Below are 14,503 nucleotides of genomic sequence, written 5' to 3'. Positions count from 1 at the left end.
ACGTCCTCTATAGAAAATATATTTCGTATTTATAATGGCGGGCATAGCCGAAAAGACCCGAATGGATGTTCAGGAACGAAGTAACGATCACGTATTGGATAGGATCAATAAAAAAGGCACCGATGTGGGAGAAGGCGGAGGGTACTATCCGCGTAAAATCTCAGGTGGGTAGCGGCACCACCGTCGAGTTCTCGGTACGTAAGCATACGGAAGCAAGCGAAAATATTTAACGCTTTATATCTGCCAGCACCTTATCCAGTCGCTGGTTAAATTCTTCAGGTGCTTCTACCATGGGGAAGTGTCCGGTGCCATGCACTTCCAATAGCATAAAGGGCAGCTTGTTTTTTACCAGCCAGGCTGTATCGGTTGGTTGGTAATCGCTGTTTATCATATACAATTTCTTTTTCCATTTCTGCAGGGCGGGCAGTTCGTCATAAGCCTGTTGCTCCATCGAGGCAACGGCAACCACCGTATCCGCATGCGCAACATCGTTCAATATCCTGTCTTTAATGGGTTTGCTGGTGGTCTTTGAAAACAACCCTTCGTTAAACCATTGGAGCGCCACCTTCTTGAAATCTTTGCGCATGGCGGCGATGGCATCGGCAATTTCTTTTTTCTGTGCTTCGGTTTTTGGCGGCGCGCCCTGGCCCTTGAAATTATCTACGCCCACTAAACCTATCACTTTATCCGGCTCGTTGATGGCCGCCTGCAATACGATATCGCCGGACATGGAGTGCCCTATCAGTACAACATTCTTCAGCTTCAATTGATTTATCACTGCGTTAACGTCGCTCGCAAAGGCATCGGTACTCCAGTTATCGCGGTTATGGCCCGACCGGCCATAGCCTGCCAAATCCATCGTAACTACGCGGTATCGTTTGCCAAAATAAGCCACCTGTTGGGCCCAGTAGCTTTTATTGATGCACCAGCCGTGCACGAATAGCAGCGTAGTATCGCCTGCGCCGGTATCGGTATAGTCGATATGTACGCCATTATTTTTTACGGTTGCTGAGGTGTCTGTCGCAATTTGCACAGTTTTGGGCTGCGGGTTATTGCAGGCAAATAATAATGTGCTAAGGGCAAGCAGGGGCAACAGGCGGATGAGTTTCATGGGTTATTAGTTTATGTGCCGCAAATTAGTTGATAAATTGTTAACGCCCAATTTGCCAAAGATGTTTAAATTATTTAACAAGCGGCTGGTTAAGGCTTTATGCTTATATTGCTGCTTTATATCCCCGATTTAAACCTTGATTGATGACTACGAAAAAATCTGCTGAAATAGCAGCCATTGCGCCTATGCCCGGCAACCGCCTAACTTCTATAGATGCTTACCGAGGCTTCGTGATGTTGTTGATGATGGGCGAGGTGCTCTCGTTCGAGCATGTATCGAAGGCCCTGCCTGGGAACGCTTTCTGGCGCTTCCTTAACTTTAACCAAAGCCATGTGGAATGGGCGGGCTGCTCCCTACACGATCTGATACAACCCTCGTTCTCGTTTTTAGTGGGCGTTGCCCTGCCGTTTTCCATCGCGGCGCGTACTGCCAAGGGCGATAGTTTCGGCAAATTGCTGAAGCATGCCCTTATCCGCTCGGTAGTACTGATTGCCCTGGGTATCTTCCTGCGCTCGATGTGGGCCAACCAAACCTATTTCACCTTTGAGGATACCTTGAGCCAGATTGGCCTGGGATACACTTTTCTGTTCCTGCTGGGCTTTTGCAAACCGCGTACGCAGCTCATTGCCCTCGGTGTTATTTTAGTGGGCTATTGGGCCGCCTTTGCTTTTTACCCATTGCCCGGCCCGGCTTTCGATTATGCCTCCGCAGGTGTTACGGCCGATTGGGCAGGCAACTTCAAAGGCTTGGCCGCGCATTGGAACAAAAATACCAACCTGGCCTGGGCAGCAGACAAATGGTTCCTGAACCTTTTCCCGCGCGAGCATTACTTCAATTTCAACGGCGGCGGCTATTCTACCTTAAGTTTTATACCTACCCTCGGTACCATGATTATCGGTTTACTGGCCGGCAATATGCTGCGCTCGGGCGTGGCGCCTGTTGCGCTGGTGCGGCGTTTCGCCATGATAGGGGCGGGGCTGCTGGTGCTTAGTGCCGCCTTGCATTTCGGCGGAGTTGCTCCTGTGGTAAAAAGGATATGGACACCCGGCTGGGTTTTTTTTAGCGGGGGCTGTTGCTTTTTGCTGCTGGCCCTTTTCTACGGACTTACAGATGCAAGGCAAAAACAAAGGGTGTTGTTTTTGGCGGTGATAGGCACCAACTCTATAGCTGCATATGTACTGGCAGATGGTTTCGGTGCCTTCCTCAGCAAAACGCTCTATATTCATTTAGGCCCGCATTACGACCAACTTTTCGGCGATGCCTATAGCACGCTGGTAAAGGGTGCGCTTATGTTAACGATTTACTGGCTGGTGCTTTACTGGCTTTACCGGAAGAAGATATTCATTAAAGTTTGACAGGATTTAAGGATTGAACAGGGTTTTTTACACGATTTCGAGATGGAGCGATTAACACGATTAATTGTCTGAAACTCGAATTTAAATCTCTCATCAATTATGTTAATTCTAAAAATTCCCCCAAATTCGAGTTCAGACAAATGGAACAACTCAGCTTTTTCGACGGTGGCCTGCAAAGCCTCAAACTCCCCGCCGACCTAATGGATTACCGTTCCGGCTTTTTCAACAAGGCGGAAAGCGACCGGTTTATCCCGTTGCTGAAAACAAGCATACAATGGAACCAGGAAACCATACAGATGTACGGCAAGTTGCTTAACCAGCCGCGGCTTACCGCCTGGTATGGCGACAACAGTAAAACCTACGCCTTCTCGGGCAAGAAGTACGACCCATACCCATGGACGGACGAACTGCTTTTTATCAAGCATTGGGTAGATGCGGTAGCCGGCATAGCCTTCAATAGCGTTTTACTGAACCTGTATCGCAACGGTAATGATTCTGTTGCCTGGCATGCCGACGATGAGCCGGAGCTCGGGATAAACCCCATAATAGCCTCGGTGAGCTTTGGGCAAGCCCGGAGATTCGACGTTAGGCATAAAACCGACAAGCAGAGGAAACACTCGGTAGAATTGGAAAACGGTTCGCTGCTTATTATGAAAGGCGACTTGCAGCACCAATGGGAGCACCAGGTTCCCAAATCGACCAAAGCTTTACAAGAGCGGATAAATTTGACTTTTAGGGTGATTAACTGAGCTTGCGAAATTCGTAAAGGCGACCAGGGTGCAATTTACTTATAGTTAAATAGAATTGTAAATCAAATAGTAATGAATGTTAACTAAAGTAAAGCTTAGTATATTGAATAACTTATCGATAACCATTATAAATAATTATGAACTGCTCAAGTAATGTAGTAACTTTGCTTGCACATGTTCAACCATTACCATTTAACCATATGAAAGCCATAACATTATTCATAGTTTGCCTTTGCTTTTCGGCAATCACATTTGCCCAAACCAATATTACTCCCGCAGCTCCGGGCGTTACCTACGGCAAATTAGTAACCGCCGATAATTACCTCACTACCGATGCCCTTGGCACGGCATTAAGCACCGATACCGCTTACACCGGTAAAATTACCGGCACCGTAGTAGAGGTTTGCAAAAAGAAAGGCTGTTTTATGAAACTGGCCCAGGCAGATGGCAAAACCATTATGGTGCAGTTTACAGATTACGCTTACTTTATGCCGCAGAACATCGTGGGCAAAACCGTAGTGGTGGAGGGCCTTGCCCGGGTGAAAGAAGTGCCTGTTGAACGTTTGGTGCACTACGCTAAAGATGCAGGTAAAACCGATGCCGAGATTGCCGCCATTAAAGAGCCACGTAAAGATATCTCCATTATGGCCGATGGCGTATTGGTGCTGAAGTAATCCTTCCCAAAATATACTGCAAAGCCTCTGACAAGCTCAGGGGCTTTGTGCGTTTTATCAGCGCGCGCCATTTGCGATCTTCCGGCAACGTTTTCGTGAATAATTTTGGGCTTTTTGCAAGAATAACCCTATCATTACAAATTCCCGGATACGATTAACCTATGAAACCCTTTCTCGACGAGGACTTTTTGTTGCAAACCGATACGGCCAGGCGTTTATATCACGACTTCGCCGCCGACATGCCTATTATAGATTACCATTGCCATTTGCCCCCCAACGAAATTGCGGAGGATATCAACTTCGGCAACATTACGCAGGTTTGGCTCAATGGCGACCACTATAAGTGGCGGGCCATGCGCGCCAACGGGGTAGACGAAAGTTACATCACCGGCGGCCAAACCGACAGGGAAAAATTCCGCCAGTGGGCGGCCACCGTGCCCTACACGCTACGCAACCCGCTTTATCACTGGACGCACCTGGAGTTGCAACGATACTTCGGTATTCAATCGCGCCTGATGCCCGGCACCGCCGACTTTATTTTCGACGACTGCACCGCCAAGCTGCAAAGTCCGCAGTATAGCGTGCGTAAGCTCATCACCAAAATGAACGTAGAGGTGATTTGTACTACCGACGACCCCATCGATAATCTCGAATATCACAAGAAACTCAAAGCAGATAACTTCGGCACCAAGGTATTGCCCGCTTTCAGGCCCGATAAGGCCATGAACAGCGATAATATCCCCGCGCTGAACAACTATATCAATCAGCTGGAAAAAGCTGCTGACGTGGCTATAAACGACTACTATGGCTTCCTTGGTGCGCTGAAGAAGCGGCACACCTACTTCGCAGGTAACGGCTGCTGCGTATCCGACCATGGCATCGACCAGGTGTATGCCGAGGATTACACCGAGAAGGAGGTAGCCGACATATTCGCCAAGATAAGGAGCAGCCAGCCGATAAGTGTGCTGGAAAGCGTTAAATTCAAATCGGCCATGCTGTACCAGTTTGCCATTTGGGATTACGAGAAGGGCTGGGTACAGCAATACCACATCGGTGCGCTGCGCAACAACAGCACCCGCGGCCTCAAGCAAAGCGGGCCCGATACCGGACGCGATTCGATAGGCGATTTCCATCAGGGGAGAAGCCTTTCGAAATTCCTCGACAGGCTGGACAGCGAGGACAAACTGGCCAAAACCATACTTTACAACCTTAACCCTGCGGATAACGAACTGATGGCCACCATGGCGGGTAATTTCCAGGACGGTTCGGTGGCCGGCAAGATACAATGGGGTTCGGCCTGGTGGTTTCTGGATCAGAAGGATGGCATGACCAAACAAATCAACGCCCTATCCAACATGGGCCTGTTGAGTCGACTGGTGGGCATGCTTACCGATTCGCGCAGTTTCCTGTCCTTCCCCCGGCACGAATACTTCCGGCGGATACTCTGCAACCTGTTTGCAGAAGATATAGTGAACGGAGAACTACCCAATGATATAGAATGGACCGGCAAGATCATACAGGACATCTGTTATTTCAACGCCAAGAATTATTTTGATTTCGATAAGAAATGAGCGATATATTAACCAACGACTATAAGCAAGGTGCGGTACTATCATTTGGCGAGTTGCTGTTAAGGCTTAGTCCCGATGACGGCGGGCGGTGGCTGGAAGATAACGCTTTATCCGTTTTCGTAGGCGGTGCCGAGTTGAACGTAGCCTCCGCTTTATCCCTTTGGGATGTACCCTCGCAATACGTTACCGCATTGCCCAAAAACGGCCTCTCGGCGCAGGTAATCGAATACGTGGAGCGGCAGGGTATTGATACCAGCAAAGTGCATTACGGCGGCAACCGCATGGGCTTGTACTTCCTCACCAAGGGGAAGGATCTAAAGCACGATGCGCTGATATACGACCGAGCCAACTCCGCTTTTGCCGAATTGGTACCCGGCACGATAGATTGGGATAAAGTGCTCGATGGCGTTACCTGGTTTCACTTCAGCGCCATATGCCCTGCTATCAGCCAGCAAACGGCAGATGTCTGCCTCGAGGTACTACAAGCAGCATCGGCAAGGGGCATCACCATATCGCTCGACCTGAACTATCGCTCTAAGTTATGGCAATACGGCAAACAGCCACAGGAGGTTATGACGCTGCTTGCACCCTATTGCGATGTGATCATGGGCAATGTTTGGGCTGCCGAAACCATGCTGGGCATCCCGGTGCTCGGCAACATACACGAGAGCGGGCAGAAGAGCATCTACCTGAAAGAAGCGCTATCCACTTCCAAAAGGATAACGGAGCTTTTTCCCAAATGCAAGGTGGTGGCCAACACCTTCCGGTTCGATGGAGCCGGCGAGGTAAACTATTACGCTGCCTTGTATGCCGACGGCGATTTCTACAGTTCACAGGAGTACCGCGCCGAAAGCATCGTCAGCAAGGTGGGCTCCGGCGATTGTTTTATGGCGGGGCTGGTATACGGCTTCTACAACGGTCAATCCGCACAGCAGACGCTTGACTTTGCCACAGCCGCAGCCTATAGCAAACTATTCGTGCATAGCGATGCCACAACCAATACCATACAGGATATTACCAATACCATCAACCATGGATAACAGAGAGCAAGTATTAGACGCAATATTGACGCAGGGCATGCTGCCCTTATTTTTTTACGAGGATGCCGAGGTAAGCCTGCAAATCATCCGCACGTTGTACAAAGCGGGCGTGCGGGTGTTGGAATACACCAATCGTGGCAAAGAGGCCCTGGCCAACTTCCGCTACATAAAACAAGCCGTACAAAAGGACATGCCGGGCCTTTACCTGGGCATAGGGACTATCAAAACGGGCATAGAAGCAGAAAGCTTTGTAGATGCCGGGGCGGATTTCCTGGTATCGCCGATAGTGGATAACGAGGTTGCCCTGGTGGCCGCCAATTATAAATTGCTTTGGATACCCGGCTGCATGACACCAACCGAAATACACATCGCGCAGCAGTACAAGGCCATGCTCATCAAGCTGTTCCCGGCCAATATTTTGGGGCCGGCGTTCGTGTCGTCAATTCGCGACTTGTTCCCCGGGCAGCTGTTTATCCCAACCGGCGGCGTAGAGATCGAGGCCGGCAATATATCAGGCTGGTTCCGCTCGGGCGTGTGTGCGGTGGGCCTGGGGAGCAAGCTCATCAGCAAGCAGGTATTGGACGAGCGGTTGTACGCTCAGCTGTACGCTGATACTGTGAACGCACTTCAATTGGTGCAGTTAAGCAAATAACTCTCAGCAAGATAATGGCACAAACCAAAAGCGTTACTTACAGGTGGGGCGTAGTAGCCCTGTTGTTTTTCGTAACCAGCATCAACTACCTCGACCGGCAGGTATTGGGCCTTTTGAAACCGGTACTCGAAAAACAATTCCATTGGACCGAAATCGACTACGGCCACATCGTCATGGCTTTTCAGGCGGCATATGCTTTGGGTTTGCTGGCTTTTGGCGGTATTATTGATAAGTTGGGCACTAAGCTTGGGTACGCGGTATCGCTGGTGGTTTACAGCCTGGCAGCCATATTGCATGCCGTGGTAAAGACGACTACGGGATTTACTTTTATGCGCGCTGCTTTAGGTATCGGCGAAGCTGGAAATTTCCCTGCGGCCATCAAAACGGTTGCGGAGTGGTTCCCTAAGCGCGAAAGGGCCCTGGCTACAGGGATTTTTAACTCCGGTGCCAACATCGGCTCGGTAGGCGCTATGATTATCGTGCCCTGGATAGTGGGCGCATACGACTGGCAAATGGCTTTTATCATTACCGGCGCTATCGGTTTTATTTGGCTGATATTTTGGTGGATTTTTTACGAAGTACCATCGAAACATAAAAAGATAAGCAACGAAGAACTGGCTTTCATCAACAGCGATACCGCAGAAGCAACGGTGGCCAACGCGCCCGAAACGAAAATAGAATGGGTGGAGCTGTTCGGCATACGCCAAACGTGGGCGTTTTTTGCAGGCAAACTGCTGACCGACCCCATTTGGTACTTCTTTCTGTTCTGGCTGCCCTCTTATTTCGCCAGCACCTTCAACCTCGATTTAAAGAAACCTACCTTGCCATTGGTCATAATTTACAGCGCGACAACTATAGGCAGTATAGGTGGCGGGTATTTATCCTCCTGGTTCATCAAACGGGGGATGCCTATATTCAAGGCACGCAAAACGGCTATGTTGTTATTCGCACTATGCGTGTTGCCTATATTCTCGGCACGGTACGCCACTAATATTTGGCAGGCCGTAGCCTTAATAAGCCTCGCTGCTGCGGCGCATCAGGCCTGGAGCGCCAATATCTTCACCACGGCATCAGATATGTTCCCTAAGCAGGCGGTAAGCTCTGTAGTGGGTATAGGTAGCATGGCGGGTTCAGTAGGAGGCATTTTGTTCCCGATGCTGATTGCTTATATTTTAGAGGTAAATAAAGCCGCCGGGCATATCACGGCCGGCTATAACATCATCTTTTCCATATGTGCCTGCGCGTATTTGGCAGCATGGCTTATCATGCACTTGCTAACGCCTACCATGAAACCCGTGCAATTGCACGGCAAGGATGTATAATGGTAATTGATTAAATTTGCCACATGGAGCAAAAACCTAAGGACCCGCTGCACGGCATTACGCTGGAAGCTATCATTAACGCATTGGTGGCGCATTTTGGCTGGGCCGAGCTGGGCTACCGCATCCGCATCAATTGTTTTTTGGAGGACCCAAGTGTTGGCTCGAGCCTAAAGTTCCTGCGCAAAACGCCCTGGGCGCGTAAGAAAGTGGAAGACTTGTATGTGAAACACCACAAGGAGATGGCTACAAATAAAGCTTAGCACGCGGGTGTTCCATATTTAAATGCGGAACACTTGTTTTTTAATTGTTATTGATAGCCAGTACTTTACATTTTTTGCGGAACGATTTGGAACATCCCTTCTCTTTAAGTAACGGCTGTAAATAGTTGTAGGTTAAGCTATTAAATAAAATAGCTTTGTGTGCGATAAAATGCCTGGAACACCCCAGGTGAACCACCTAATGCCGCCGCATGGTGCCAACCCGGCACTGTTTTAAGATGAAATCTTAATGATTTTTCTTCTTATTCATCTTGGCCTTCTTATTTGCGCTGAGGTTGTAAGTTTTGGCGTTCTCGGGTTTCTTCTCGTGGAAAGCTTCGCCGGGTACGTATTTATTGGGATCCACCTTAGCGGGTTTTACCACCTTTTCGCTTTCCTTTTGCTTGCGGGTTTTTTGGATAACCAGTTCCTCAGGCAGCTCAACTGATTGCATTTTCTGACCCGTAACCTGTTCTATCTTCCGTATCTGGTCAAGTTCAATATCGGTAGCAAAGGCAATCGCCAGTGTTTCTTCTTCGGCTTCCGGGCTATTGTTGATGATATGGCCGATGAACTCCTCTTTTTCCAGCGGCAAATCGAAATGCAGGATGAAGGGGATGCCGCTGAGGTCAATATCCGTAACAGATTCGCCCGCTACTATCAGCACCCTCTGCGCATCGTTCGCTTTGAATTCGTTGATGTCTTTCACCTGGTTATGCTCATGAAAGGCCGGGGCCAGTAAGGCTACCGATTTACGCAGGCGATTCTCCAGATTTTTGTAAAGCGTTTCGGCAGTGGTTTTGGTGTTGGCGAAAACAACCGTTTTGGTAAAAAGCTCTTCATCGTACATAAACAGGCTCAGCAAATTAAGCTTGGTGCCAAAGTTGGGTACGTGGTACAGTATCTGTGGGTGGGTGCTTATCTTTTCTTCGGGCAGTTCATCTACCTCAATGGTGGCTGCATTCAACATAAATGGAGCTAGCATTTTCTCCAGTTTATCGTGCATCACTTCGGTAAAAACCAGGTGCTGCCCTTTATCTATGCTGTTAGCCAGCTCTACTACGGGGAGCTGTAAGCCCTGTTTTACGATGAGGTGCGCATCGTCTATCGCCATAAAATTTACCTTATTCAGGTTGAGGCCTAGCTTAAGGTAAATGGCTCGTGCACGGTCGGGCGTGGCTACCACGATGTCGGCACCATCTGCCAGGTCGTCCATTTGCTGGTCAACCGGCGTACCGTTGTGCAGGCTTACTATACGGATAGAGGTATTGCGGTTAAGGCGGTCGAACTGCGCTACTATCTCAAAAACGCGTTCCTGGTCGGGTGCCAGTATCAAAGCACGCGGCACGCCATCGGCTTTATAGCCGAAGCGGTTAAGGGTACCCAACACCAAAGTGGTGGTTTTGCCTGCACCTTCGGGACCGATACCTATCACATCCTGTCCGCCGGCAATGCGCGTCAAAGTTTTCAACTGCATTTCTTTCGGCATATCGAAACCCGCCTCGGTTACCGACTTTATCAGTTGCTTATTTAGTTTGAATTTTTCTGCCCACGCCATAGTACCAAAATTTGAGGGTGCAAAGATACTTCTTTTAGTTCGCAGTTTGCGGTGGTCAGTTTGCAGTTTTTTAAAGAGGTATTTGCCTGTAAAACACGCCCGTAATGCCAATTTTACCTTCGAAAATCTGCGTGAATTTGCTGTTTTTCGTTAAAAAAAGATACTTTTTTATGCAAAAAACGGATGAAAAGGGGCCTAAACAGCCGTTTTTTACCAGTATTTTGCAAAACGTCGCCAAATCTTCCTATTATTATATTCCGTCTGCCTTAAATTATGTCGATATGAAGCATCTAATTATTCCAACAGTATTGTTATTGTTCGCCATAAACACATCCAGGGCACAAACAACATTTACCACTAAAGAGGCGATTAACCATCGCAATAAGTACATAACCGTGTGCGATACCGTGTACGAGTCGCGGCTGCTGAACCCATATACCCGTTTGATGCGTCTGGGTTCTGCAAAAGGCAGCCATGCGCTTCATGTGGTGTTAAAATCCCGCAAAAAAATGAATGCTGCTAGCGTTTATATAGGGATCCCATTTTGCGTAGACGGCATTGTTCGCCTACAAAAAGGACGTTATACGGTATATACATCCAAAAAGATAATGTATATGGGGCCTATTGATATGTAAGTGAAATTACTGGTACGAGAACTTTGCTGTCATGGCTGCGTCGCGAGTGGACTCACCCGGCCTTTGCTTCGCTCGACCACCCTCTCTGCTCCGCAAAGAGGGTTAGCTTCAGTTTGTTTTTCACCCTCTTTGCGAAGCAGAGAGGGTCGACGCCCCGTATATACGGGGCCGTCGGGGTGAGTCAACTCTCGACGCAGACATTTGCGCCAGGTTACTAACCCCGAACTTTCACCTTCATTATTCAAAATTGGATATTCGGTGTTCGATATTTAATCGACACTTATTATTCGCTACTTTTAGTTCCCAATAAACCTGAATTATGAAGAAGCAATTATTCCTTTTCGGGATGCTGTGCATCCTGGGCCTCGGCGTGCGTGCGCAGCAAACCTACGATGGGTTGAATAACAACATGGGCAATATCTTCCGTACCTCGGATGCCGTTAGCCGCTCCATCAGTCCCGAAAATTTCCATGGTGAAAAAGGCAAAGGCGGCATGGCTACCACGGGCACAGGCGCCGGCGCCTCGCGCGATTTGGGGCAAACCTGGAAAGTGAGCCCCAGTGTAGTCATCAAAAAACACACTACCTATACCGTAGCCGAAATAGATGGCCCGGGTGCCGTGCAGCACATCTGGATGACGCCCACCGGCAACTGGCGCTACTCCATCATTCGCTTTTATTGGGACGATGAGACCACACCATCGGTAGAGGCGCCCGTTGGCGACTTCTTTTGCATGGGCTGGGGCAAATACGCACCCATCACCTCGCTGGCGGTGGTGGTAAACCCCGGCAGCGCATTCAACTGCTACTGGCCCATGCCCTTCAAAAAGAAATGCCGCATCACCATGGAAAACATCGACGATGAGGATATGGTGCTGTACTACCAGGTAGATTATACGCTGACCAAAGTGCCCGAGGATGCAGGGTACTTCCACGCGCAGTTCCGCCGTATAAACCCGCTGCCTTATAAAAAAGATTATGTTTTGGTTGATAGCATACAGGGCAAGGGCCAGTACGTGGGTACTTATTTGGCCTATGGCTCTAACAAGAACGGCTGGTGGGGCGAGGGCGAGATAAAATTCTTTATGGATGGCGATACCAAATTCCCTACCATCATAGGCACGGGTACCGAGGATTATTTTTGCGGATCGTATAATTTCGATACCCGCCGCAAAAACCCTGATGGCTCCGAAACGCATGGCTACACCGAGTTCAGCGGGCCATACACCGGCCTGGCGCAGGTGATAAAGGGCGACGGGCTTTATAACGTTGCCCAGCGTTTCGGCCTTTACCGCTGGCATATTGCCGACCCGATACGCTTCGAGAAAAACCTGAAAGTTACCCTGCAGGCACTGGGCTGGCGGGCCGGCGGCAGGTACCTGCCCCTGCAAGACGATATCGCCTCGGTAGTTTTCTGGTACCAAACGGGGGCGCATGGCGCGTTCCCCAAATTGCCCACCAAGGACGAACTGGAGGTAAATTAAAATTAGCCCGGAAACATCTTTGTGCCCTTGTGGTGAAATTTTACCGCAAAGCACACAAAGAAAAAACGCAAAGAGGCGCAAAGGCATAGTTTGGTAATTATATGGCACGCAAAGTCGCGAAGGCGCAAAGGTTTTTAAGCTTAGCTACTCTATCTTGTTTTTTTCTCCGCGACTTAGCGCCTTTGCGAGAAAAAAAATCTTTGTGATCTTTGCGCTCATCAGCATGTAAATCCTCTGCGCACTTTGCCGTAAAAAATAACGTAACGATTAATAACTTGATATAACATTTTACCGCAAAGCACGCAAAGAAAAAACGCAAAGAAGCGCAAAGCCTTGCAAGCGCAGAAAAACTTAATATTATTTTGCATTCTCTTTGCGGCCTTTGCGCTCATCAGCTTCCAAATTCTTTGCTCGCTTTGCGGTAAAATTAACCACACTGAGCTAAATTTATTTTAAAATGAAATTATACAAAACCAAAAAAGGGCAACCTGTTGCAAACCGGCTACGGATTTTTTAAAGTAAAAGGCGATTACGATACCATCGTAAACAACGATTGGCTGGAAAGCTATCTTGATACGGTTCACCATTTCACCGGAGATTATTCAGCGTTAAACGCAATTTCGTTGAAAATATGAGCAATTTCGTTAGATAACATACAAGCTGCATTTAAATAATATATCTTGTGGCCTCCAAAAAACCTGAATACATTTAAACCGACAATGCAACAAAAGAAAACAGATAGCAACCTTGTGGCTGTAGCACTTATTACGTCCTTGTTCTTTTTATGGGGATTTGCGCTCAACCTTAACCCTATACTCATCCCGCACCTCAAGAAAGCCTGCCAGCTGAGCGATTTTCAATCCTCGCTTATCGATTCGGCATCCTACATTGCTTATTTCCTGCTGCCCATACCGGCAGCCTTGTTTATGAACAAGTACGGCTACAAAGGCGGCATCGTGCTGGGCCTGTTGCTGTTTTCATTCGGGGCAGCGTTGTTCTATCCGGCAGCTGCGGCACGAAATTATAATTACTTCCTGGGCGCGTTGTTCATCGTATTCTCGGGCATGGCCTTTTTAGAAACGGCTGCCAACCCGCTCATTACCGTACTGGGCGACCCAGCCAAGGCTACCCAGCGCATCAACTTCTCGCAATCGTTCAACGGCCTTGCGGCTGTTTTAGGGCCATTGATGGGCGGGATTTTTATCCTGTCGGGCACAACGTTGACCGATGCACAGGAGAAGGGCATGTCGCCCGGGGCATTGACGCAATACCTCGATAAGGAAGCCGCATCCGTGCAGATACCTTACGTAGTGATAAGCCTGGTAGTGCTTACCGTAGCTATTTTAGTGTGGCGTACTAAATTCCCGGTTATACACGAAGAAAGCGCGAGCGAGTTGAACGAGGAAAAACGCCCTATCGGTGCCCGTATAGCCGAATTGTTGAAAGATAAACAATTGATGAGCGGCGCGCTGGCCGAATTTTTTTACGTGGGCGGCCAGGCTTGCGTAGGTAGCTTCTTTATCAAGTTCAGCGAAAAGGTTGCGGGTTTTACCGAGAAGGAGGCCTCAACCTACTATCTGCCGGCAGCATTCGCAGGCTTTATGGCAGGCAGGTTTATCGGCACATTCCTGATGCGCTATTTCAACCCCGTAAAATTGTTGGTTATTTATGCTTTTATCAATGTCGTACTTATTATAGGAGCTGTTAACCTTAAAGGGGAAGCGGCAGTGTACACGCTGATGGCAGTTTGGTTCTTCATGTCTATCATGTTCCCAACTATATTTTCGCTCAGCATCCGCGATTTAACAGCCAAAACCAAAAAACTGGGCTCATCGCTGGTCATCATGAGTATCGTGGGCGGCGCCATCATGCCGCCGATAATGGGCCGGATATCAGATAAGTTCCATAATATACAATTGGCGTACCTGGTACCGGGCATCAGTTTCGCGGTTATTTTGGTGTTTGGCCTTTTCAACCTGAAGGCGAAGAAAGTGGAGATAGTGGCAGGACATTAACTCGCATGGTATTTTACCACAAAGAACACAAAGTAAAAAACCGCAAAGGGCACTAAGATTTTTCTTGGTGCCCTTTGTGCT

15 protein-coding genes are annotated in these 14,503 nt (G+C 48.6%); 13 read left to right on the top strand and 2 right to left on the bottom strand.

Going from position 1 to position 14,503, the window contains the following annotated elements:
- Positions 1-65 precede the first annotated feature (65 nt).
- Complete coding sequence (locus AC1DYT_RS09240) at positions 66-230, top strand: hypothetical protein (protein ID WP_477469334.1); 165 nt, start codon at positions 66-68, stop codon at positions 228-230.
- On the opposite strand, the gene AC1DYT_RS09235 is transcribed toward AC1DYT_RS09240, so the two are convergent.
- On the bottom strand, positions 227-1,111 hold the full coding sequence (locus AC1DYT_RS09235) for an alpha/beta fold hydrolase (protein WP_477469333.1): 885 nt from the start codon (positions 1,109-1,111) through the stop codon (positions 227-229). The two genes, AC1DYT_RS09240 and AC1DYT_RS09235, sit on opposite strands and share 4 nt — an antisense overlap.
- A gap of 143 nt (positions 1,112-1,254) precedes the next feature.
- On the opposite strand from AC1DYT_RS09235, the gene AC1DYT_RS09230 reads away from it, so the two are divergent.
- From AC1DYT_RS09230 to AC1DYT_RS09195, 8 genes are all read left to right on the top strand, one after another.
- Positions 1,255-2,466 carry an acyltransferase family protein gene (locus AC1DYT_RS09230; RefSeq protein ID WP_477469332.1) on the top strand — a complete coding sequence of 404 codons (1,212 nt, stop codon included), beginning with the start codon at positions 1,255-1,257 and terminating at the stop codon, positions 2,464-2,466.
- Positions 2,467-2,606: 140 nt separating this feature from the next.
- The gene (locus tag AC1DYT_RS09225) at positions 2,607-3,215 is read left to right on the top strand and encodes an alpha-ketoglutarate-dependent dioxygenase AlkB family protein (RefSeq protein ID WP_477469331.1); all 609 of its coding nucleotides are present in this window, start codon (positions 2,607-2,609) and stop codon (positions 3,213-3,215) included.
- 200 nt (positions 3,216-3,415) lie between these two features.
- Entirely contained in the window at positions 3,416-3,889 is a 474-nt protein-coding gene (locus tag AC1DYT_RS09220; RefSeq protein ID WP_477469330.1) for a DUF4920 domain-containing protein, read from the top strand.
- A gap of 161 nt (positions 3,890-4,050) precedes the next feature.
- Positions 4,051-5,460: a glucuronate isomerase gene (gene uxaC, locus AC1DYT_RS09215; RefSeq protein WP_477469329.1), complete on the top strand. Its 1,410-nt coding sequence runs from the start codon at positions 4,051-4,053 to the stop codon at positions 5,458-5,460.
- A complete protein-coding gene (locus tag AC1DYT_RS09210; RefSeq protein WP_477469328.1) occupies positions 5,457-6,500 on the top strand; it encodes a PfkB family carbohydrate kinase in 1,044 nt (347 codons plus the stop codon). The genes uxaC and AC1DYT_RS09210 overlap by 4 nt, the downstream gene beginning before the upstream one ends.
- Positions 6,493-7,152 (top strand): beta/alpha barrel domain-containing protein, encoded by a 660-nt coding sequence (locus AC1DYT_RS09205; RefSeq protein ID WP_477469327.1) that lies wholly within the window; start codon positions 6,493-6,495, stop codon positions 7,150-7,152. Before AC1DYT_RS09210 ends, AC1DYT_RS09205 begins: the two co-directional genes overlap by 8 nt.
- Before the next feature lie 14 nt (positions 7,153-7,166).
- Positions 7,167-8,474, top strand: coding sequence for an MFS transporter (locus AC1DYT_RS09200; protein WP_477469326.1), 1,308 nt, complete (start codon positions 7,167-7,169; stop codon positions 8,472-8,474).
- Between the two features lie 23 nt (positions 8,475-8,497).
- Positions 8,498-8,734, top strand: a complete 237-nt coding sequence (locus tag AC1DYT_RS09195) for a VF530 family protein (protein ID WP_477469325.1) — start codon at positions 8,498-8,500, stop codon at positions 8,732-8,734.
- A gap of 244 nt (positions 8,735-8,978) precedes the next feature.
- Here the strand turns inward: AC1DYT_RS09195 and AC1DYT_RS09190 are convergent, their stop codons facing one another.
- Positions 8,979-10,289 (bottom strand): DEAD/DEAH box helicase, encoded by a 1,311-nt coding sequence (locus AC1DYT_RS09190; protein ID WP_477469324.1) that lies wholly within the window; start codon positions 10,287-10,289, stop codon positions 8,979-8,981.
- A gap of 170 nt (positions 10,290-10,459) precedes the next feature.
- On the opposite strand from AC1DYT_RS09190, the gene AC1DYT_RS09185 reads away from it, so the two are divergent.
- The 4 genes from AC1DYT_RS09185 (at position 10,460) to fucP (ending at position 14,422) form a co-directional block, all read left to right on the top strand.
- Complete coding sequence (locus AC1DYT_RS09185) at positions 10,460-10,924, top strand: hypothetical protein (protein WP_477469323.1); 465 nt, start codon at positions 10,460-10,462, stop codon at positions 10,922-10,924.
- Positions 10,925-11,243: 319 nt separating this feature from the next.
- A complete protein-coding gene (locus AC1DYT_RS09180) occupies positions 11,244-12,407 on the top strand; it encodes a glycoside hydrolase family 172 protein (protein ID WP_477469322.1) in 1,164 nt (387 codons plus the stop codon).
- Positions 12,408-12,898: 491 nt separating this feature from the next.
- The gene (locus AC1DYT_RS09175) at positions 12,899-13,042 is read left to right on the top strand and encodes a hypothetical protein (protein ID WP_477469321.1); all 144 of its coding nucleotides are present in this window, start codon (positions 12,899-12,901) and stop codon (positions 13,040-13,042) included.
- Positions 13,043-13,126: 84 nt separating this feature from the next.
- A complete protein-coding gene (fucP, locus tag AC1DYT_RS09170) occupies positions 13,127-14,422 on the top strand; it encodes an L-fucose:H+ symporter permease (RefSeq protein ID WP_477469320.1) in 1,296 nt (431 codons plus the stop codon).
- Positions 14,423-14,503 lie beyond the last annotated feature (81 nt).

This window comes from Mucilaginibacter sp. P1_D10 (assembly GCF_056406215.1).
This window is presented reverse-complemented; position numbering and strand designations above follow the sequence as displayed.

Excerpts from the sequence above, each read along its gene's own strand:
- AC1DYT_RS09240 (WP_477469334.1), top strand. The coding sequence starts at position 66 with ATGTTCAGGAACGAAGTAACGATCACGTATTGGATAGGATCAATAAAA.
- AC1DYT_RS09235 (WP_477469333.1), bottom strand. The coding sequence starts at position 1,111 with ATGAAACTCATCCGCCTGTTGCCCCTGCTTGCCCTTAGCACATTATTA.
- AC1DYT_RS09230 (WP_477469332.1), top strand. The coding sequence starts at position 1,255 with ATGACTACGAAAAAATCTGCTGAAATAGCAGCCATTGCGCCTATGCCC.
- AC1DYT_RS09225 (WP_477469331.1), top strand. The coding sequence starts at position 2,607 with ATGGAACAACTCAGCTTTTTCGACGGTGGCCTGCAAAGCCTCAAACTC.
- AC1DYT_RS09220 (WP_477469330.1), top strand. The coding sequence starts at position 3,416 with ATGAAAGCCATAACATTATTCATAGTTTGCCTTTGCTTTTCGGCAATC.
- uxaC (WP_477469329.1), top strand. The coding sequence starts at position 4,051 with ATGAAACCCTTTCTCGACGAGGACTTTTTGTTGCAAACCGATACGGCC.
- AC1DYT_RS09210 (WP_477469328.1), top strand. The coding sequence starts at position 5,457 with ATGAGCGATATATTAACCAACGACTATAAGCAAGGTGCGGTACTATCA.
- AC1DYT_RS09205 (WP_477469327.1), top strand. The coding sequence starts at position 6,493 with ATGGATAACAGAGAGCAAGTATTAGACGCAATATTGACGCAGGGCATG.
- AC1DYT_RS09200 (WP_477469326.1), top strand. The coding sequence starts at position 7,167 with ATGGCACAAACCAAAAGCGTTACTTACAGGTGGGGCGTAGTAGCCCTG.
- AC1DYT_RS09195 (WP_477469325.1), top strand. The coding sequence starts at position 8,498 with ATGGAGCAAAAACCTAAGGACCCGCTGCACGGCATTACGCTGGAAGCT.
- AC1DYT_RS09190 (WP_477469324.1), bottom strand. The coding sequence starts at position 10,289 with ATGGCGTGGGCAGAAAAATTCAAACTAAATAAGCAACTGATAAAGTCG.
- AC1DYT_RS09185 (WP_477469323.1), top strand. The coding sequence starts at position 10,460 with ATGCAAAAAACGGATGAAAAGGGGCCTAAACAGCCGTTTTTTACCAGT.
- AC1DYT_RS09180 (WP_477469322.1), top strand. The coding sequence starts at position 11,244 with ATGAAGAAGCAATTATTCCTTTTCGGGATGCTGTGCATCCTGGGCCTC.
- fucP (WP_477469320.1), top strand. The coding sequence starts at position 13,127 with ATGCAACAAAAGAAAACAGATAGCAACCTTGTGGCTGTAGCACTTATT.